Source organism: Streptomyces sp. NPDC056347, assembly GCF_042262625.1.
Taxonomy (GTDB): domain Bacteria; phylum Actinomycetota; class Actinomycetes; order Streptomycetales; family Streptomycetaceae; genus Streptomyces.
This window is the reverse complement of the sequence record NZ_JBHJQP010000164.1, coordinates 1-17,961: the sequence shown is the minus strand read 5'-3', so window position 1 is coordinate 17,961 and position 17,961 is coordinate 1. Positions and strand designations below refer to the sequence as shown.

Here is a 17,961-nt window from a genome sequence, read left to right as displayed (position 1 = left end):
GGACGCGGGTGCGTCCGGAGCCCGTCGTGCGGGGTTCAGCGCGAGGCTCAGGCCTCGGTCTTCTCCTCGGCGGCCTCGGCGGCGTCGGTGCCCTCGGCGGCCTCGACGACCTCGATGGCCTCCTCTTCCTCGTCCTCCAGGTCGATGACCTCACCGTTGGTGTCGACGACCTTGGCGGCCTCGACGACCACGGCCAGCGCCTTGCCGCGGGCGACCTCGCCGACGAGCATCGGCACCTGGCCGCCCTCGACGACGGCCTGGGCGAACTGGTCCGGGCTCATGCCGGAGGAGGCGGCACGCCGCATGAGGTGCTCGGTGAGCTCCTCCTGGTTGACGTTGAGCTTCTCCTTGTTGACGATCTCGTCCAGGATGAACTGGGTCTTGATGCCCTTGATCGCCTGCTCGGAGGTCTCGGTGTCGAACTCCTCGGCGGTCTTGCCCTGGATCTCCAGGTACTTGTCGAGGGTCAGACCCATCTGGCCGAGCTGGTGGTGCTCCAGGTTGTGCTTGCGGGTCTGGATCTCGTCCGCGAGCAGCTTCTCCGGGATCGGGACCTCGGCGAGCTTGAGCAGCTCGTCCAGGACACGCTCCTGGGCCTGGGTGGCCTGGTCGTACTGCTTGGTGTTCTCCAGGCGCTTGCGGCTGTCGGCCTTCAGCTCGTCGAGGGTGTCGAACTCACTGGCCATCTGGGCGAACTCGTCGTCCAGCTCGGGCAGCTCGCGGGCGGCGACGTCGGTGACCTTGACGGTGACCTGGGCCTCCTTGCCCGCGGCGGAGCCGCCCTTCAGCTCGGAGGTGAAGGTGGCCTCGCCACCCGCCTCCAGGCCGGTCACGGCGGCGTCGATGCCGTCGAGGAGCTCGCCGGAACCGATGGTGTACGAGACACCCTCGGCCACGCCGTCCTCCAGCACCTCGCCGTCGACCTCGGCCTGCAGGTCGACCGTCACGACGTCGCCCTCGGCGGCGGCGCGCTCGACCGGGTTGGTGGAGGCGAAGCGCTCGCGGAGCTGCTCCACGGCCTTCTCGACGTCCTCGTCGCTGACCTCGAGGGCGTCGACGGTGACCTCGATGCCGGAGTAGTCCGGAATCTCGATCTCGGGGCGTACGTCAACCTCGGCGGTGAAGGCCAGCAGCTCGCCGTCCTTCAGCTCGGTGATGTCGACCTCCGGCTGGCCGAGGACGTTGAGCTCACCCTCGTTGACGGCCTCGGTGTAGAACTTCGGGAGGGCGTCGTTGACGGCCTCCTCCAGCACCGCACCGCGGCCGAAGCGCTGGTCGATGACCCGGGCAGGGATCTTGCCCTTGCGGAAGCCCTTCACCGTGACCTGCTGGTTGATCTTCTTGTACGCCGCGTCGAGGCTGTCCTTGAGCTCCTCGAAGGGCACCTCGACAGTGAGCCGAACCCGGGTCGGGTTCAGGGTCTCCACGGCGCTCTTCACGGTTCGGTCTCCTTGGTGGCTGACTTCTTGGGGTTCTGCTCCGCCGCACGGTTGGCGGCTTCGCGGACCGAGCCCGGTACATCAGACACACGGGCACGCATTTTGCATAGTAACGGCAAGGAGTCGGACTCCCGCAATGCGCTCCCGCCCGTGGCCGACGCATCGCGCGGGTGGTCCCGGGTCCGCTCCGCGGTGGTCCCTGATCGTGCCGGTTGGTCGGGGTGGCCGGATTCGAACCGACGACCTTCCGCTCCCAAAGCGGACGCGCTACCAAGCTGCGCCACACCCCGTCGGTGCGACACGTAGGGTACATGCAGCGAGGCGGTGCGTCGGCAGCTTTGCGCGGGCCGCACCGAAGCCGCCTCCGACGGCGGCGCCGGGTCCGCGAGGAAGAGGTGTGCGGACAGCGTCCGCGACCCGCTACGATGCTCCACGTGCCGTCGGCCTTCCGGGCCTGCGGTACGGCTGTGCGGGCGTAGCTCAATGGTAGAGCCCTAGTCTTCCAAACTAGCTACGCGGGTTCGATTCCCGTCGCCCGCTCCATGCTTGGGCCCGGTCCGGCGAATTCCTCGCCGGACCGGGCCTTTCGCGTTCCCCCGCACGGGTGGAGGTGCGCGCGGGCCGGATGCGCGCGGGTCAGAAGGAGAGCTGGCTGACGGTCTGCGCTATCGAGTCGAGGAAGCGCTGGATCGACGGCGCCATGCCGCTCGACGCCAGGAAGAAGCCGAAGAGCACCGCGACGACCGCCGGTCCGGCTTTGAGGGAACCGCCTCTGATCAGCACGACCAGGATGATCGCCAACATCAACACCACAGACAGCGAAATGGCCACGTCTGATCACACCTTCGGTCGGTCCGCCTTGCCGGCCCGGAGAGGTGCGACGCGGCACTCCTCCGTCCGGTCCATCGTGCCACCAACTCCCCTGTGGTCGCTGCCGGGTGACGGACCGATGTGACCGGTTCTCGCCAATCCCGCGCCCCGCGCGCATCAGGGGCGCATGGCCGCACGCAGGGGCGCACGGAGCCTCCGCCACAGCCCCTCGCGGTCGCGCGTGAACGATTGGCCAAGGAACACCGACCGGCTTTCATTGTGACGACTTCCATACCCACACACTTCATTCACAGGCAATTCCAAGATTCCGGTGCTATTAAAATTCCGCCGCGTATAATCTTGCCGATATGCCCCATTTAAGGTGGATGAATCGGTGCATAATGGTCGGTTGACGGCAGTTTCACTTTCGAATGGTCAGGAGTACGTGATATCCCCGAGGGGTTTTACGAATTCCAATCCGGCCGTCTAGAGTGCCTGGGATGTTCCACGCTCCGAACGCAATTCAGAGGGCCCCCCTCCCATCGGCGAACCAGGAGTCGGAGCCCGGACGCAGAGGGACGTCGACCGACGTCGCGGCGCCCCCCGCCCGGGTGACATCCGCCGCACCGGTGGCGAACAGGCCTGCGGACGGCTCACCGGCGAAGCGGCGCGAGGCCTACTTCGACAACGTCAAATACCTGGCCATCGTGCTGGTCGCGGTGGCGCACTCGTGGGAACCCGTGATGGACGGCAGTCGGACCGCCCGCGCGCTGTACATGGTGGCGTACACCTTCCACATGCCGGCGTTCATCATCATCTCCGGCTACTTCTCCCGCTCGTTCGACATGTCCGCGGCCAAGGTGAAGCGCCTGGTCACCGGGGTCGCCGTGCCCTATGTCGTGTTCGAGACGGCGTATTCGCTGTTCCGGTCGCTCGCGGGCGACTCGGACGACTGGTCGGTCAGCCTGCTCGACCCCTGGTTCCTCACCTGGTTCCTGGTCGCGCTGTTCGTCTGGCGGCTCACCACGCCGATCTGGCAGGCGCTGCGCCACCCGCTGCCGGTGGCGCTGGTGATCGCGATGCTCGCCTCCTTCTCCCCCTCGATCGGCGACGACCTGGACCTCCAGCGCGTGCTCCAGTTCCTGCCCTTCTTCGTGCTGGGGCTCCGGCTGCGCCCCGAGCACTTCCGGCTGGTGCACCGGCGCGAGGTGCGACTGCTCGCCGTCCCGCTGTTCGCCGGGGCCGTGGCCCTCGCCTACTGGGCGGCGCCGCGGATGCAGCTGGGCTGGTTCTACCGCAGCAGCAGCGCCCAGGAGCTGGACGCCCCGTGGTGGTCGGGGGCGGTGATGACCCTGGTGATGTTCTGCGCCGCACTGCTGCTCACCGTCGGGTTCCTGGCCTGGGTGCCGCGCCGTCGCATGTGGTTCACGGCGCTCGGCGCCGGGACGATCTGCGGCTATCTGCTGCACGGCTTCCTGATCAAGGGAGCCGGGTACGCCGGGGTGTTCGACGTCTACGACTGGCTGGCGGAACCCGTCGGGCTGGTTCTGGTCTCCGTCGTCGCCGCCGTCGCGGTGACGCTGATGTGCACGCCCCCGGTGCGGCGGGCGCTGCGGGCGGTGACGGAGCCGGACATGAGCTGGGCGTTCCGGAGGAATTCCGCCCGGCGCTGAACCGGAGGGGCCGGGCGGCGGGTCTGCCGGGGGGCCGGGTCAGGACTCCGCCGTGTTGGCTTGATTCGATCGGTCGGTGGGCGATTCGTCCGGGGTGAGTCCGAGCAGTCCGCGTACCAGGGAGTACTTCTCGGTCAGCCGGGTACGGGTCGCCGGTTCCAGGACGGCGAGGCGGGCCGGGTCCGCGTTGTGGGCCAGGTCCGCCTCCTTGACCAGCAGGGCGCCCGGGGTGTCCAGGATGCGCCGGGTGTACGCGGGAAGGTCCTCGCCGTCCCGTTTGGTGACGGCGAGGACCATGTCCTTCACCTGCTGCGGCAGGTCCGCTCCGGCCAGCCAGCGGGCCGACAGCGCGTCGTCCTCGACCGCGTCGTGCAGCCAGGCCGCGGCGATCTGTTCGTCGCTGCCGCCCCGGGCCCGTACGCCTTCCGCGACGGCGGCGAGGTGTTCGGCGTACGGGCGTCCCGCCTTGTCGCGCTGGTGGGCGTGGGCCTCGCGGGCGATCGCCTCGACTTCGGCCAGGGTCAGGGGGGTGCGGCGTCCGGTCATGACCCGACCCTACGGCCGGGCGTCCGCCGTACGCAGGGCCGCCCGGGCCGGGAGCAGCATGGCGGCGAGGCCGACGCCGATGGTCGCGGCGACGAAGGTCCCGTACACGAGCGGCGGGATGTACGGGGACTCGCCGGTCAGGCCCTTCATCATCGGGAAGAGCGTGGCCAGGGCGATGGCGGTGCCGAGCGCGGCTCCGGCCACCGTGACCAGCAGCGCCTCCCAGCGGATCATGCCCATGACCTGGCGGCGGGTGGAGCCGACCAGGCGCAGCATGGTCAGTTCGCGGCGGCGGTCGAGGACGGTCATCACCAGGGTGTTGACGGCGGCGACGGCGGCGAACCCGCCGAGCACGGCGGCCATGACGGTGTTGGCCCAGGCGTTCAGTTCGCGGGCCTCGTCCTGTGCGGCGGCGTAGCCGGAGGAGTCGGTGACGGTGCCGAGCGCGGTGAGCCTCTTCGCGCCGGCCGGGGTGGCGCGGACCAGGACCTCGGAGGCGTACGGGGCGGTCATGCGGTTCTCGAGGTCGGCGGCGGGGAAGGTGAGGAGGCTGGTGCCGAGGCCGCGTCCGTAGACCGCGACGACCTTCGGGTACGCCCTGGTGCCGTCGGGCAGCCGCAGGGCGAGGCGGTCGCCGGTGGCCACGTCCGCGGTGCCGGCGAGCGTGGTGTCGACGGCGACGGTCCCGGGCCGCAGGGCGCCGAGGGAGCCGGCCCTGACGTCGAGGTCCTGGACCCGGGCGAGCTGTTCGCCGGTGCCGATGACGCCCTGCGCGGAGACGCTGGTCAGCTGGGGGCCGGGGCCGCCGGAGACCAGCACGGAGGTGCGGAGCAGCCCCACGGCGGTGGTGACCCCGGGGGTGGCGGCGGCCCGCGCGGTGGCGTCGGAGCCGAGTCCGGCCGGGGCGGTGACGATGTGGTCGGCGGTGATCGCGTCACGCTGCTGGTGGGCGGTGACCCGCTCCTGGCTGGTCTGCATGAAGACGAGCGTGGACGCGAAGGCCATGGCGAGCACGATCGGAGTGATCGCGGAGGCCAGCCGGCGGGAGTTGGTACGGGAGTTGGCGGCGGCCAGCGAGCCCGGGGCACCGGCGGCGCGCAGCGCGAGTCCGAGGACGGCGGCGCAGATCCGGGCGATGACCGGGCCGAGCAGCCCGACCGCGAGCATGAAGAGCATGACGACGCCGAGAGCCGCGTTGGCCGCGTCGTCGCCCGCGCTGGAGGCGGCGACACCGGCGAGGGTCCCGCCGCCGATCAGGGCGAGGACGCCGATGGGGGTGCGGACCGGGCCGAACGGGGCGCGTTCCACGGCGGTCTGCGCGAGCGCGAGTCCGGGCCTCATCCGGGCGGGGCGCCGGGCGGCGAGGTATCCGGCGCTCAGCGCGGTGAGCAGGGACAGGCCGACGGCGGCGGCGAACGGCATCCAGGAGACCTTCAGGCCGATGGAGCCGAGGACGGCGCCGCGGTCCTGGAGCTGGCCGAACCACCAGGCGGCCAGGGCGGTGCCGGGGAGGCAGCCGAGCGCTCCGGCGAGCGGGGCGACGAGCAGCGACTCGGTGGCGACGGTGCGGCGCAGCTGGCGCGGGGTGGCGCCGATGGCGCGGAGCAGGGCGAACTCGCGGCCGCGCTGGCCCACGCCGAGGGCGACGGTCCCGGCCGCGGTCATGACGGCGACCATGGTGGCGACGCCGCCGAAGGAGACACCGAGGCCGAAGAGGAGTTCCTTCGTGCTCGCGAGGGCCGGGGTCTCGACGGCGCCGCGGTCGTCACCGGTGTGGACCCGGGCGGCGGCGGTGTGCCCGACGGCTTCGCGTACCTGGTCGGCGAGGGTGGTGGTGGCGGTGCCGGGTGCGGCGAACACGGCGATGGCGTCGACCCGGCCGGGGTGTCCGGAGAGCCGTACGGCCTGGTGGTCGGCGAACCAGACGGTGCCGGGAGCGGCGGTGGTGCCCGAGACGCGGAATTCCCGTGCGCCCGTGGGGGTGTCGAGGGTGACCCGGTCGCCGGTGCGGCCCTTGCCCGCGGCGGGCAGGACGACCTCGCCGGTGCGGGGTGCGGTGCCGTCGGCGAGCGTGGTGCCGGTGAGGGCGGCGGAGCCCCAGCCGTGGGCGGTGAGGGGGGTGCCGTCCTGGCGTACGGGGTAGGCGACGTCACCGACGGCGGTGGCCGCGCCGGGGACGTCCGCCGCCCTGGCCACCAGGGACTCGGGCAGCCGGGCGGTGTCCGGGACGAGGAAGTCGGCGGTCTCCGTGCTGTCGCCGGTGCCGGTCGTCAGGTGGATCTGCTGGTCGGCGGCGACCACCACGGGGGCCTTGGCGTAGCGGTCGGCCGGGACCGAGGCGCGCAGGCCGGTCTCCAGCAGGATGCCGCAGGCGGAGGCGATGGCCGCGGCCAGCAGGAGCGCGACGAACGTTCCGACGAACGACGAGGGTTTGAACCGGACGGCCGCGCGGGCGAGACCGTTCGGGGCGTGCGGGGTGAACATCAGGCTGCTGCTCCGGCAGGGACGTGGGCGGTACGCGCGGTCAGGGCGGTCATCCGGGCGGCGATCCGGTCCGCGCCGGAGCGCGGCAGGCTGTCGGCGATCGCGCCGTCGGCGAGGAAGAGGACCTGGTCGGCATAGGCCGCGGCGGCGGGGTCGTGGGTGACCATGACGAGGGTGGCGCCGAGGTGGTCCACCGCGTTGCGGAGCAGGGCGAGGATCTCGGCGGCGGTGGTGGTGTCGAGGGCACCGGTCGGCTCGTCGGCGAAGATCACGTCGGGCCGGGTGACCAGGGCGCGGGCGACGGCGACGCGCTGCTGCTGGCCGCCGGAGAGCTGGCTGGGGCGGCGGCCGCCCTTGTCGCCGAGGCCGACCCGGTCCAGGATCTCGGCGGCCTCGCGGCGGCCGCGTGCGGAGCGGGCGCTCTGTCCGGCCAGGCGCATGGGCAGGACGACGTTCTGCTCGACCGTCAGGGACGGCAGCAGGTTGAAGGACTGGAAGACGAAGCCGAGGCGGGTGCGGCGCAGTTCGGTGAGCCGGTTCTCGCTCAGGCCGGTGATCTCGGTGCCGCCGAGCCGTACCGAGCCCTCGGTGGGGCGGTCGAGTCCGGCCGCGCACTGGAGGAAGGTCGACTTGCCGGAGCCGGAGGGGCCCATCACGGCGGTGAAGGTGGCGCGCGGGAGGGCGAGGTCGATGCCGCGCAGCGCGTGGACGGTGGAGCTGCCGCGGCCGTACCGCCGGCGTACGCCGCGCAGTTCGACGGCGAGGTCCGCGGTGCCCGCTCCCCGCGGGCCCGTGGCCCCGTGAAGGCCCGCGGCCCCGTCGAGGCCGGTGGCGCCGGGTCCGTGGTGGATGCCCGCCGCGTACTGGTCGTCCTGCCCGCGCCGCCTGGTGGCTCGCAGCCCCATGTCGTCCGCCTTCCCGTTGCTGGTCGGCCGCTTCTTCGGCCGTGCTTCGAACCTACGGAGCGGGGGCTGGCGCGGAACATGGCGGCTGCTGGCGGATCGGGGGTGGGGAAAACCCCAGGCCGTATCGGGGGAAGGCCGTCGGCGCAGAGGCTTGCGCGGGTACCGGGCGTGCGGCACCCGGCGGGTTCACCGGGGGTTCGCAAGAGATTTCGACGTGCCGACACTTGCAAGGTCAACTGTTCGGTAAACTAATTACTGACGCTTTCTTGACGCATTCTTGACCTAGTGAAGGACCGGGCTCATCGGACACGCAGACACGCTCATCGCCATGGGCGGCGCCTTCCTGGCCGCCGCCGTTCTCGCCCGCGTCGGCAGCCGCATCGGACTGCCGACCATCCCCCTGTTCATCCTGGCCGGGATCCTGCTCGGCCCGCACACCCCTGGCATCGTCCTCGTGGCCGACCCGCACGAGCTGGAGATGCTCTCCGCGCTCGGCCTGGTCCTGCTGCTCTTCTACCTCGGTCTCGAATTCCACCTCGACGACCTCAGGACCGGCGGCCGCAAGATGGCGATCGCGGGCGGCACCTACCTCGCCCTGAACGTGGGCGCCGGGCTCGGCTTCGGCTTCGCGCTGGGCTGGGGCACCTCCGAGGCGCTGGTCCTCGCCGGAGTGCTCGGCATCTCGTCCTCGGCGATCGTCACCAAGGTCCTGGTCGACCTGGGCCGGATCGGCAATCCCGAGACCAGGCCGATCCTCGGCATCATCGTGGTCGAGGACGTCTTCCTCGCCCTGTACCTGGCCGCCCTCCAGCCCATCCTGTCGGGCGCCGACAGCCTCTCCTCCGCGGCGGTCGACGGCGGCAAGGCCTTCGGCTTCCTGCTGCTGCTCGCGCTGATCGCCCGTTTCGGCACCCGGGTCATCGGCAGGCTGATCAGCACCCGGGACGACGAACTGCTGGTCATCTCCTTCCTCGGCGCCGCGGTCCTGGTGGCGGGGGTCTCGGAGTGGTTCGGGGTGGCGGACGCGATCGGCGCGTTCATGGTCGGTCTGATGCTCGGCAGCACCACGTCCGGCGAACGCATCCTGAAGCTGGTCCACCCGCTGCGGGACGCCTTCGGCGCCATCTTCTTCTTCGCCTTCGGGCTCTCCATCGACCCCGGCGACCTGCCGACCGTGTTCTGGCCGGTGCTGGCCGCCGTCGCGGTGACCCTGGTCATGAACGTGCTGGCCGGTCTCGCCGCCGCGAAGGTCTACTCCTTCGGCCCGCAGGCCACCGCGAACATCTCCACCACGCTGGTGGCCCGCGGCGAGTTCGCCCTGATCCTCGCCACGATGGCGGCCGCCGCCGGGCTGGACGAGCGGCTCTCCCCGTTCATCGCGGGCTACGTACTGCTGCTCGCGGTGCTGGCCCCGCTGGCCGCCGGGCGCTCGCACTGGCTGGCCCGCGTCCTGCCGGGCGGACGCGACCGCGACCGGGGCAGCGGGGCCGGTGGCGAGGACGCCGCCGAACCGCTCGCGGTACGGGCCTGAGGCTCCCTCCCGGCCGTTGCGCGTACGGCCCCGCGGACCCCGCCGGGCCGTGCGCGTGACCCGCTCAGGCCCTGCGCGACAGGAGGAGCAGCGCCCGGTCGTCGTTGACGTCCTTGGCGCACGCCTCGATCAGGTGCCAGGCCGCGCCCTCGAAGCCGGTGGCGACATAGCGGTCGGCCTCGCCGGTCAGCCGGTCGATGCCCTCGGCGATGTCCCGGTCCGACGCCTCGACCAGGCCGTCCGTGAACAGCATGAGTACGTCGCCGGGGGCCAGCGAGCCCTTCACCGCGTCGAACTGCGCCCCGTCGTACACCCCCAGCAGCGGCCCCTCGGCCGCCATCTCCTCCCACTGGCCGCTGCCCGAGTGGAGCTGGAGGGCGGGCGGGTGGCCGGCCGAGAGGAGCTCGTAGTCGCCCGAATCCAGGTCCAGCACCAGATGGATCGAGGTCGCGAAGCCCTCGTCCCAGTCCTGGCGCAGCAGATATCCGTTGGCCGCCGGGAGGAAGCCGTGCGGGGGCAGCGAGCCGAGCAGCCCGCCGAAGGCCCCGGAGAGCAGCAGCGCGCGGGAGCCCGCGTCCATGCCCTTGCCGGAGACGTCGGTGAGCACGGCCTCCAGGGTCCGCCCGCCGTTGGTGCGGGCGGCGACGACGAAGTCCCCGGAGAAGGACTGCCCGCCGGCCGGGCGCAGCGCCATCTCGCGGTGCCAGCCCTGCGGCAGCCGGGGCAGGGCGCTCTGGACCCGGATGCGTTCGCGGAGGTCGAAGAGCATGGTGCCGCCGCGCCGCCACGGCACCCCGACCCGGGCCCGGAACTGCGCGAGGACCAGCCCGAACAGGCCGCAGGCGGCGACCACCAGGACGATGCCGGGGGTCACCCGGGCCGGGCCGCCCTGGTAGGGCCCCAGCACGGCCGACTCCACGATCAGGGCCGTCGCGGCGGTCGCGTACAGCCCGAGGAGGCTGGCCGGGCGCAGCAGCAGCCCGCCCGCGACGATCGGCAGCACGAGTGCGGCCGGGGAGACCCAGACGGATTCGACGAGGGTGGCGACGGTGATGGCGGGGACGGTCAGCAGCAGGCCGACCAGGGCGATCCAGTCGGAGCCGTCGCCGCGGAAGTAGTCGACCCCGGATTTGCGCAGCGCGACGCGTACCCGGTGCGCCGATTTCCGCAATCGGGCCGGGTAGGTGTCTGCTCCTGTGCGACGGGCCATTGCGGGGACCCTATCGACCCGGCCGCCCGAGGTGCAGGGGTACCCCGTGGCAATGCGTTCGAAATCGGCTCGCTCCGCCGCTGAAGCCCTGGTAGGCATGGCCCATGACTACTGAGCTCCGCGTACTGCGTCCGTCCGAATGGAACCAATGGTTCGAATGTCTGGAGCTGGCGTTCGGAGGTGTTCCGGAGTCGCCCGAGGAGCGCGAGCTGCTGGAGGAGCTGACCGAGCCCGAGCGTTCGCTCGGCATCTGGGACGGTGACGACGTGGTCGGCACGGCGGGGGCGTTCAGCTTCCGGGTGGCCGTGCCGGGCGGGGCGGTGGTGCCCGCCGCGGGGATCACGATGGTGAGCGTCGCCTCCACGCACCGCAGGCGCGGGCTGCTGACCTCGATGATGCGCCGTCAGCTGGACGACATCCGCGCGCTGGGCGAACCGTTCGCCGTGCTGACGGCCTCCGAGCCGGTGATCTACGGCCGGTTCGGCTACGGCGCGGCCTCGCGGCAGATGTCGCTGACGATCGAGAAGGACCGGGTCCGCCTCGAGGTGCCGCCGGGCACGGACGAGGTGCGGCTGCGCCACGCGAAGCCCGACGAGGCGACGGCGGCCTGCGAGAGCGTGTACGCGCGGCTGGTGCCGGGCCGGCCCGGCGTCCCGGTCCACGGGCCCGGCTGGGAGCGCAAGCCGATGATCGACGCGGCCGAGAACCGGCAGGGCGCCTCGGCGCAGCAGTGCGTGCTGGCGGAGCTGGACGGGCAGGTCGTCGGCTATGTGAACTACCGCCTCAGGCCGGCGTGGGAACCGTCCGGTCCCAAGGGCACCGTCGAGGTCAACGACCTGCAGGCGCTGGACCCGGCGGCGTACGCGGCGCTGTGGCGGCTCGTCCTCGACATCGACCTGATGACGACGGTGGTGGCCCGCAACCGTCCGGTCGACGACCCGGTCCTGCACCTGGTGACGGACGACCGTCGGTGCAACGTCCGGGTCCGTGACTGCCTCCACATCCGGCTGGTGGAGCTGGGGGCGGCGCTGGAGGCGCGGACGTACCGGGGGCCGCTGGACGTGGTGTTCGACGTGGAGGACGCGTTCTGCCCCTGGAACGCGGGGCGCTGGCGGCTGACCGCGGACGCGAAGGGCGTCGCGACGTGCCGCCGGACCGAGGACCCGGCCGACCTCGCGCTCTCGGTACGGGAGCTCGGCTCGGCGTACCTGGGCGGCGAGGCGCTGAGCGCGCTGGCCGGGGCCGGGCGGGTACGGGAGCTCACCCCGGGCGCGCTGGCCGACGCCTCGGCGGCCTTCCTCTCCGACGTGGCCCCGTGGCTGCCCCGGGGGTTCTAGAACGAGTGCTGTGCGGTCGGCGCTGGGAGCGGTCCCGCCGAGGAGCTCCGGTGAGGATGCCGGCGCTGATCGTGGTTCTGCCGCCGGGGCGGTCGGCGATGCCTTCGGCGTTGCGTCCGGAGCCGGCACGTCGGACGGAGCTCCTGCCGAACAGTGATCTTTGCCGACACGGTTCGGCAGGAGCTCCGTCCGTTCTCGGACCGCTTGCCGCATCGGCCCCACGCCGAACTGCACAGTGTGGGGACTAACCCTGCGCGCCGGCTTCAACGGTGCGTCGGGGCGGGACGCCGATCACCTCGAAGTCGTCCGATCGATCGGCCTCGAGAGCGGCTCGGATTCCAGATGGCGGTGCCGTGATCTTCCGGGCGCGAATGTCGATCCACGCGCCGAGTGCGCGTACCACTGCGGCTTCTTCACCGTTCTCCCGGAATATGGAGTGCCGGATCCGCCACCGCGAACCGTCGGCGCTCAGCCCCACGACCTCGCACGACACGCTGACCCGCTCGGCGAGGAAGACCTCACGCAGATACGCGACCTCCTCGCCGAGCATGACGATGGTGAAGCCCTCCTTCTGCAACGCGCGAACGCCCCATCCCGCCTCCGCCAAGCGGCTCAGGCGTGCGGTGCTCGCGTACTCCAGGTACCTCGTGTTGCGCAGATGGCCGTTGAGGTCCACATCGTCCCAGCGCACCTCGAAGGACTTCTTGAAAACCTTGGACATACGTTCCGCCACTATCTCTTGGTCACTGTGTCCCGGCTCCGCCGAAGGGCGGGTCCGGGGGGCGGTCACCGAGCCTCGGTGACCGCTCCGGTCAAGGGGAACCGACTGCCGCGCGTACAGCGGGCACGGCTTCCTGGGCCCATCCGGGCACGGGCCGTCCACTGTCCGTCGGCGGTTTCGGCGATGGACACAAAGTCGTCGGCGCGGTGTTCGGTGGCCGCGCTCACCGATTCCTCGGTAGCTGTGAGTGGTGCCGGATTCAGCCGGCGGCGGGGGTCCAGTCGGCGGGCAGTCCCGACTGGGCGAGGACATCGGCGAGGTTGTAGAAGTCCTGGTTGGCGGTGATCCGGCGGCCATCGGTGTCCAGCAGGGTGACGCTCGGCACCGCGAAGGGCTTCGGCGCGCCCTTGATGTGCCCGGAGTACACGCCCCGGATCGTGATGTGGTGCCCGCCCTCGCGCCATGCGTCCTTCACCGTCACGCGGACGTTCTCCATCGTGGCGTCGGTGCGCGCCTTCCAGCCTGCGATCTGCTCCCGGCCGGTCATGGTGACCCCGATCGCCTGATCGGTGTACGTGCCGTTGGCGGTGAACAGCTTGCCGAGCGCGGCGGGGTCGGAGCCGCTCCAAGCAGCGCTCCAGGCCCTGACAGTGCTGGGCAGGTGCTTGGCAGGCTGGTGATGTGCGGCATGCACGGTGGTGACGGCCGGGCCGGAGGCGTTGGCGGACATCGCGCCGAAGGTCCCCGCGCCGACGAGGGCGACGACGGCGCCGGTCAGGACGCGGGTGCGCAGCGACAGCTTCTTCATGGTGTGGTGTTCCTTTTCTGATCAGGGCTTCTGAATGGTTCGTGGCCGGTGGGGCCGGTCGGGGCGGTGCTCGGGCCGTCCGGGGCCGGCGCGGCGGTCACGGAGTGCGCCGAATCGGATTGCGGGGTGTCAGGAGGCGGCCGGGGTCCAGTCGGCGGGCAGACCGGACTGGGTGAAAACCGTGTTCAGGCTGTAGAAGTCCTGGTCCCTGGCGATCTCACCGTTCTCCAGGTCGAGCAGCGTGGCCAGCGGGACGGCGAACGGGGCGGGCGCTCCCTTGATGTGCCCGGCGTACACGCCCTCGACGGTGATGCGGTCACCGCAGTACGAGGCGTGGTTCACGGTGACCCGCACGTCCTCGATCCCGGCGTCGGTGCGGGCCTTCCAGCCGGAGATCTGCTCGCGGCCGACCATGGCTACGCCGATTCCCTGGTCGATGTAGGTGGCGTTCGGGGTGAACAGGGCGCCCAGGGCTGCCGGGTCGGTACCGCTCCATGCGGCGGCCCAGGCGGTGACGATCTGGTCGAGGTTCATTGCAGCGCCTTCAACAGGTGTTTGGTGACAGGGGGTTGGGACGGCATTGCCGGTGCCGGTGCAAGTTCCGGGTTCCAGGTCTGCGGCGCCCGGACCGTTTGCGGGGGCGGGCGTGCGGGACACCGTGGACGGCCGGGACGATCGCACGGGTTCGCGATCGGCTCGCGCCTTGTGGCGTGGTCGAGGGTGCGGGTCAGGCGTCAGGCGTCAGGCGTCAGGGACGAACGCGGTGAGGGGCGAATGATCCGGGGGCGGGCTCGGCAGCCCCTAGTTCGGATCGGAAACGATGACGACCTTGCCGGCGACCGTGCGGGATTCGGCGAGCGCCAGCGCCGCGCTTGCCTCGGCCAACGGGAACCGGGCGGCGATCTGCGGAGTGAGCGCCCCGTCGGCCAGCAGCCTCAGCACCTGGGTGAGGTCCTCGCGCAGTCGCCCGCGAAAGGCTTCAAGACGTCGCTTTCCGGCCCAGAAGTTGTAGAAGTGCGCGTTCTTTCCGTTGGGCAGGTGGTTCCACAGGGCCAGCTGGGCGACCGAACGCAGCACCGGCAGTTGGGAATTGCCGTCCTCGTTCTTCGTGGCCGCCGTGCCGTAGGACACCAAGGTCCCGCCCCGGCGGAGCAGCCCCCACGACTCTCTGAGGCCGGGCCCGCCGACGTGGTCGAACACCGCGTCGACGCCGTCGGGCGCGATCTCCCGGATGCGCCGATACATGTCCGGGTCGCGGTAGTCGACCGGCGTGGCGCCCAGATCGCGCACGTACGGGTGGTGACGGGCCGACGCCGTCCCGATCACCTTGACGCCCGCGTGCCGGGCGAGTTGCACGAGAGTGGAACCGACGCCACCGTTGGCGCCCAGGACCACGATCGTCGCCCCGCTGCGCACCTTGGCGATCCGGTGCAGCATCTGCCAGGCAGTGATCCCGTTGACCACCACGGTCTCGGCGGAGACGGCGTCCACCTCGTCCGGCACGGGAACGAGATCCGCGGCGTCGACCAGCAGATGACTGGCCCAGCCTCCGACCTTGGTGACCGCCGCGAAACGCCGCCCGATCAGAGCGGCATCGTCCTGCGAGCCAGTGGCGGTGACCGTGCCGACCACGTCATATCCGGGGACGAAGGGGAAAGGCGGCTGGTCGTAGTACTTGCCGCGGCGCATCTGCTGCTCGGCGAAGGACACGCCCGTCGCATCCATCCGCAGGACAACCTGCCCCTCGGCCGGGGCAGGAAGTTCCCGGACACGGACGTCGAGGCCGCTCGGCTCGACCTTCCCAGGCAGAACGATCTCGGTGGCAGTGGTGGCGATGGGGCTGACAAGCACGATGGACTCCCGGTCCGGAACTTCCCTGACGTCCGTAAACTTACAGGCGTTATCTTTGGATGTGCAAGGTGAACGGCTGTAAGTTTTTTGACGTAAGACGACGACCTGGGAGAAGACATGCCCGCACCCGCCTCACCGAGGCCCGCCCGCGCTCGTAACCCCCGCGGGGAGGGGGGCCGCCTGCGCGAGGACATCATGGCCGCGGCGACCGAGCTGCTCGACGAGAGCGGCGACCAGAGCAGCGTCACCCTGCGGTCCATCGCCCGCCGGGCAGGAGTGGCCGCCCCCTCGATCTACCGTCACTTTCCCGATCAGCCGAGCATCATGCTGGCAGTGGTGCGACAGGCCTTCGCCATGCTCGATGCCGAATTGCGCAGCGCCCTGGACGCCGCGGGCAGTGACGCCAGAGGACGGCTGTTCGCCTTCTGCGACGCCTACCTGGACTTCGCGGACCAGCACCCCGGCCGATACCGCACGATGTTCGACGGCGTCTGGATGCCCGACCTGGGCAGCAGCTCGGTGACCGAGGGCGACGTCTCCTCCCTGGGCGGGGAGAGCCTGACACTGCTCGCCGACGCTCTCGAGGACTGCGTCCGCGCGGGCTGCGCGACCAGCAGCGACCCGGCCGCCGACGCCATTGCCCTGTGGCTCGGCCTGCACGGGCTCGCCCACCAGCGGCTGGTGACCGTCGCCTTCCCGTGGCCGGCGGACATCGCCGAACGCCTCATCACCACGCTCGCCCACCTCGACGAGTCCTAGCCGGACACTGCCCGGCGGATCATGTGGCTTCCGACCGGCCGCTCGTTGGCGGGGTCATGGGCCGGGTGGGATCCGACGAAGCGCGAGTGGCCGTCGTTGGATCCGCGTCTGCCGCCTTCAGGTGGCCGGGGCAGCCGGTGGAACGAGCATCGCACGGTGCTCAACGGGATCCGGTTCCGGATCCGCATCGGTGTCCCGTGACGTGACCTGCCCGAACGCCGCGGCCCCTGGACGGTCCGACCCGGGCCGTCGGTATCCGGCGTCAACGGCTGCTCGTCGTCGAATTCGTGCAGGCGGACGGGCACGGCGCGAATCTCTCACGCCCGGTGCGCACTGCCCGTCCGGCCCCTCACCGCTCCCGGACTCGGTGAGCCTTCCCGGTCACGGCACCAGCCCCTCAGGCGGCCTGGCACCTCGGGCACCAGAAGAGGTTGCGGGCGGCGAGATCGGCGGTGCGGATCTCGCCGCCGCAGATGTGGCAGGGCTGGCGGGCGCGGCGGTAGACGTACACCTCGCCGCCGTGGTCGTCGACGCGCGGCGGGCGGCCCATCGCCTCGGGCAGGTGCTCGGGGCGGACGGTGTCGATCCGGTTGTTCCGTACGCCCTCGCGCATCAGCTCCGCCAGGTCCGCCCAGATCGCGTCCCACTCCGCCCGCGCGAGGTCCTTGCCCGGCCGGTACGGGTCGATGCCGTGCCGGAACAGCACCTCGGCGCGGTAGACGTTGCCGACGCCCGCGACGACCTTCTGGTCCATCAGCAGGGCGGCGACGGTGATCCGGCTGCGGGAGATCCGCCGCCAGGCCCGTTCGCCGTCCTCGTCGGTGCGCAGCGGGTCGGGGCCGAGGCGGTCGTGTATCGCGCGCTTCTCCGGCTCGGTGAGCAGGGCACAGGCGGTCGGTCCGCGCAGGTCCGCGTGGTGCTCGTCGTTGAGCAGGCGCAGCCGCACCGTGTCGGTGGGCGGCGGGGCCGGGACCGTACCGAAGCCGAGCTTGCCGAAGAGGCCCAGGTGGATGTGGACCCAGTCGTCGCCCCCGAAGCCGAGGAAGAGGTGCTTGCCGTGGGCGTCCGCCTCGGTGAGGGTCCGGCCGTCGAGCAGCGCGGCCCCGGCGGAGAACCTGCCCTGCGGGCTGCTCGCCCGCACCGGCCGTCCGGCGAACCGCTCCTCGTGGTCGGCGGCGAGGCGGTGGATGGTGTGTCCCTCGGGCACGGCGGCGGCTGCTCCTCGGTTCCTGCTGGGGCGGGGTGCGGAAAAGGCTGTGCCGCCGGGGGCGGCCCGGCGGCACAGGAGACGGGCGGGCTCAGCCCTGCTGCGGGTGGTGGGCCGGGATCGGGGGGAGCTCGCCGGTCGCCTCGTACGCCGACAGCATCTCGATGCGGCGGGTGTGGCGCTCCTCGCCCGAGTACGGCGTGGCGAGGAAGACCTCGACGAACCTGGTGGACTCCTCCACCGAGTGCATCCGGCCGCCGATGGCGATCACGTTGGCGTTGTTGTGCTCGCGGCCCAGGGCGGCGGTCTGCTCGCTCCAGGCGAGAGCGGCGCGGACGCCCTTGACCTTGTTGGCGGCGATCTGCTCGCCGTTGCCGGAGCCGCCGATCACGATGCCGAGGCTGTCCGGGTCCGCGACCGTCCGCTCGGCGGCACGCAGGCAGAACGGCGGGTAGTCGTCCTGGGCGTCGTAGATGTGGGGGCCACAGTCGACGGCCTCGTGGCCCTGGGCCGTGAGCCACTCGACGAGGTGGTTCTTGAGTTCATAGCCGGCATGGTCCGAGCCGAGGTACACGCGCATGCCTCCGAGTGTGGCATGTGCGGCGCGCACGGGCCGTCATCGGGGTCAGGACCGGGGCCGTACGGACGGCGAAGGCCCGCCGTCCGCGTGGGTGTCGCGG

16 protein-coding genes and 2 tRNA genes are annotated in these 17,961 nt (G+C 71.5%); 5 read left to right on the top strand and 13 right to left on the bottom strand.

The features are described 5' to 3' along the window. Positions 1–47 precede the first annotated feature (47 nt). A complete protein-coding gene (gene tig / locus ACFCV8_RS29065; RefSeq protein WP_376688438.1) occupies positions 48–1,439 on the bottom strand; it encodes a trigger factor in 1,392 nt (463 codons plus the stop codon). Between the two features lie 213 nt (positions 1,440–1,652). Further along, positions 1,653–1,729, bottom strand: a tRNA-Pro gene (locus tag ACFCV8_RS29060). A 179-nt stretch (positions 1,730–1,908) separates the two neighbouring features. Between ACFCV8_RS29060 and ACFCV8_RS29055 the strand changes: the two genes are divergently transcribed. Further along, positions 1,909–1,982 (top strand) — tRNA-Gly (locus ACFCV8_RS29055). A gap of 93 nt (positions 1,983–2,075) precedes the next feature. Here ACFCV8_RS29055 and ACFCV8_RS29050 read toward each other — a convergent pair. Beyond that, positions 2,076–2,270 carry a hypothetical protein gene (locus ACFCV8_RS29050; protein WP_352275316.1) on the bottom strand — a complete coding sequence of 65 codons (195 nt, stop codon included), beginning with the start codon at positions 2,268–2,270 and terminating at the stop codon, positions 2,076–2,078. Positions 2,271–2,749: 479 nt separating this feature from the next. Here ACFCV8_RS29050 and ACFCV8_RS29045 point away from each other — a divergent pair, with 479 nt between their 5' ends. Beyond that, on the top strand, positions 2,750–3,922 hold the full coding sequence (locus ACFCV8_RS29045; RefSeq protein WP_376688437.1) for an acyltransferase family protein: 1,173 nt from the start codon (positions 2,750–2,752) through the stop codon (positions 3,920–3,922). A gap of 39 nt (positions 3,923–3,961) precedes the next feature. Here ACFCV8_RS29045 and ACFCV8_RS29040 read toward each other — a convergent pair whose 3' ends face one another. Genes ACFCV8_RS29040 through ACFCV8_RS29030 form a run of 3 tightly spaced genes read right to left on the bottom strand, consistent with a single transcriptional unit; the run spans position 3,962 to position 7,857 of the window. Beyond that, positions 3,962–4,468 carry an HD domain-containing protein gene (locus ACFCV8_RS29040; RefSeq protein WP_376688436.1) on the bottom strand — a complete coding sequence of 169 codons (507 nt, stop codon included), beginning with the start codon at positions 4,466–4,468 and terminating at the stop codon, positions 3,962–3,964. A gap of 9 nt (positions 4,469–4,477) precedes the next feature. Beyond that, complete coding sequence (locus ACFCV8_RS29035) at positions 4,478–6,952, bottom strand: FtsX-like permease family protein (protein ID WP_376688435.1); 2,475 nt, start codon at positions 6,950–6,952, stop codon at positions 4,478–4,480. Then, the gene (locus tag ACFCV8_RS29030) at positions 6,952–7,857 is read right to left on the bottom strand and encodes an ABC transporter ATP-binding protein (RefSeq protein WP_376688434.1); all 906 of its coding nucleotides are present in this window, start codon (positions 7,855–7,857) and stop codon (positions 6,952–6,954) included. Before ACFCV8_RS29030 ends, ACFCV8_RS29035 begins: the two co-directional genes overlap by 1 nt. Positions 7,858–8,185: 328 nt before the next feature. Here ACFCV8_RS29030 and ACFCV8_RS29025 point away from each other — a divergent pair, with 328 nt between their 5' ends. Continuing rightward, a complete protein-coding gene (locus ACFCV8_RS29025; RefSeq protein ID WP_376688433.1) occupies positions 8,186–9,388 on the top strand; it encodes a cation:proton antiporter in 1,203 nt (400 codons plus the stop codon). 64 nt (positions 9,389–9,452) lie between these two features. On the opposite strand, the gene ACFCV8_RS29020 is transcribed toward ACFCV8_RS29025, so the two are convergent. Then, positions 9,453–10,598, bottom strand: coding sequence for a PP2C family protein-serine/threonine phosphatase (locus ACFCV8_RS29020; RefSeq protein ID WP_376688432.1), 1,146 nt, complete (start codon positions 10,596–10,598; stop codon positions 9,453–9,455). Between the two features lie 104 nt (positions 10,599–10,702). Here ACFCV8_RS29020 and ACFCV8_RS29015 point away from each other — a divergent pair, with 104 nt between their 5' ends. Next, a complete protein-coding gene (locus ACFCV8_RS29015) occupies positions 10,703–11,935 on the top strand; it encodes a GNAT family N-acetyltransferase (protein ID WP_376688431.1) in 1,233 nt (410 codons plus the stop codon). A gap of 244 nt (positions 11,936–12,179) precedes the next feature. On the opposite strand, the gene ACFCV8_RS29010 is transcribed toward ACFCV8_RS29015, so the two are convergent. The 4 genes from ACFCV8_RS29010 to ACFCV8_RS28995 all read right to left on the bottom strand — a co-directional run bounded on the left by ACFCV8_RS29010 (position 12,180) and on the right by ACFCV8_RS28995 (position 15,315). Next, entirely contained in the window at positions 12,180–12,668 is a 489-nt protein-coding gene (locus ACFCV8_RS29010; RefSeq protein ID WP_376688430.1) for an acyl-CoA thioesterase, read from the bottom strand. Positions 12,669–12,915: 247 nt separating this feature from the next. Further along, entirely contained in the window at positions 12,916–13,464 is a 549-nt protein-coding gene (locus tag ACFCV8_RS29005; RefSeq protein ID WP_376688429.1) for a nuclear transport factor 2 family protein, read from the bottom strand. A gap of 129 nt (positions 13,465–13,593) precedes the next feature. Continuing rightward, positions 13,594–13,998: a nuclear transport factor 2 family protein gene (locus ACFCV8_RS29000; protein WP_376688428.1), complete on the bottom strand. Its 405-nt coding sequence runs from the start codon at positions 13,996–13,998 to the stop codon at positions 13,594–13,596. Positions 13,999–14,265: 267 nt separating this feature from the next. Beyond that, on the bottom strand, positions 14,266–15,315 hold the full coding sequence (locus tag ACFCV8_RS28995; protein ID WP_376688427.1) for a medium chain dehydrogenase/reductase family protein: 1,050 nt from the start codon (positions 15,313–15,315) through the stop codon (positions 14,266–14,268). 195 nt (positions 15,316–15,510) lie between these two features. Between ACFCV8_RS28995 and ACFCV8_RS28990 the strand changes: the two genes are divergently transcribed. Beyond that, positions 15,511–16,074 carry a TetR/AcrR family transcriptional regulator gene (locus ACFCV8_RS28990; protein WP_376688426.1) on the top strand — a complete coding sequence of 188 codons (564 nt, stop codon included), beginning with the start codon at positions 15,511–15,513 and terminating at the stop codon, positions 16,072–16,074. 397 nt (positions 16,075–16,471) lie between these two features. Here the strand turns inward: ACFCV8_RS28990 and ACFCV8_RS28985 are convergent, their stop codons facing one another. Further along, a complete protein-coding gene (locus ACFCV8_RS28985) occupies positions 16,472–17,281 on the bottom strand; it encodes an Fpg/Nei family DNA glycosylase (protein ID WP_376688425.1) in 810 nt (269 codons plus the stop codon). A 91-nt stretch (positions 17,282–17,372) separates the two neighbouring features. Continuing rightward, complete coding sequence (locus ACFCV8_RS28980) at positions 17,373–17,861, bottom strand: ribose-5-phosphate isomerase (RefSeq protein ID WP_376688424.1); 489 nt, start codon at positions 17,859–17,861, stop codon at positions 17,373–17,375. Positions 17,862–17,961 lie beyond the last annotated feature (100 nt).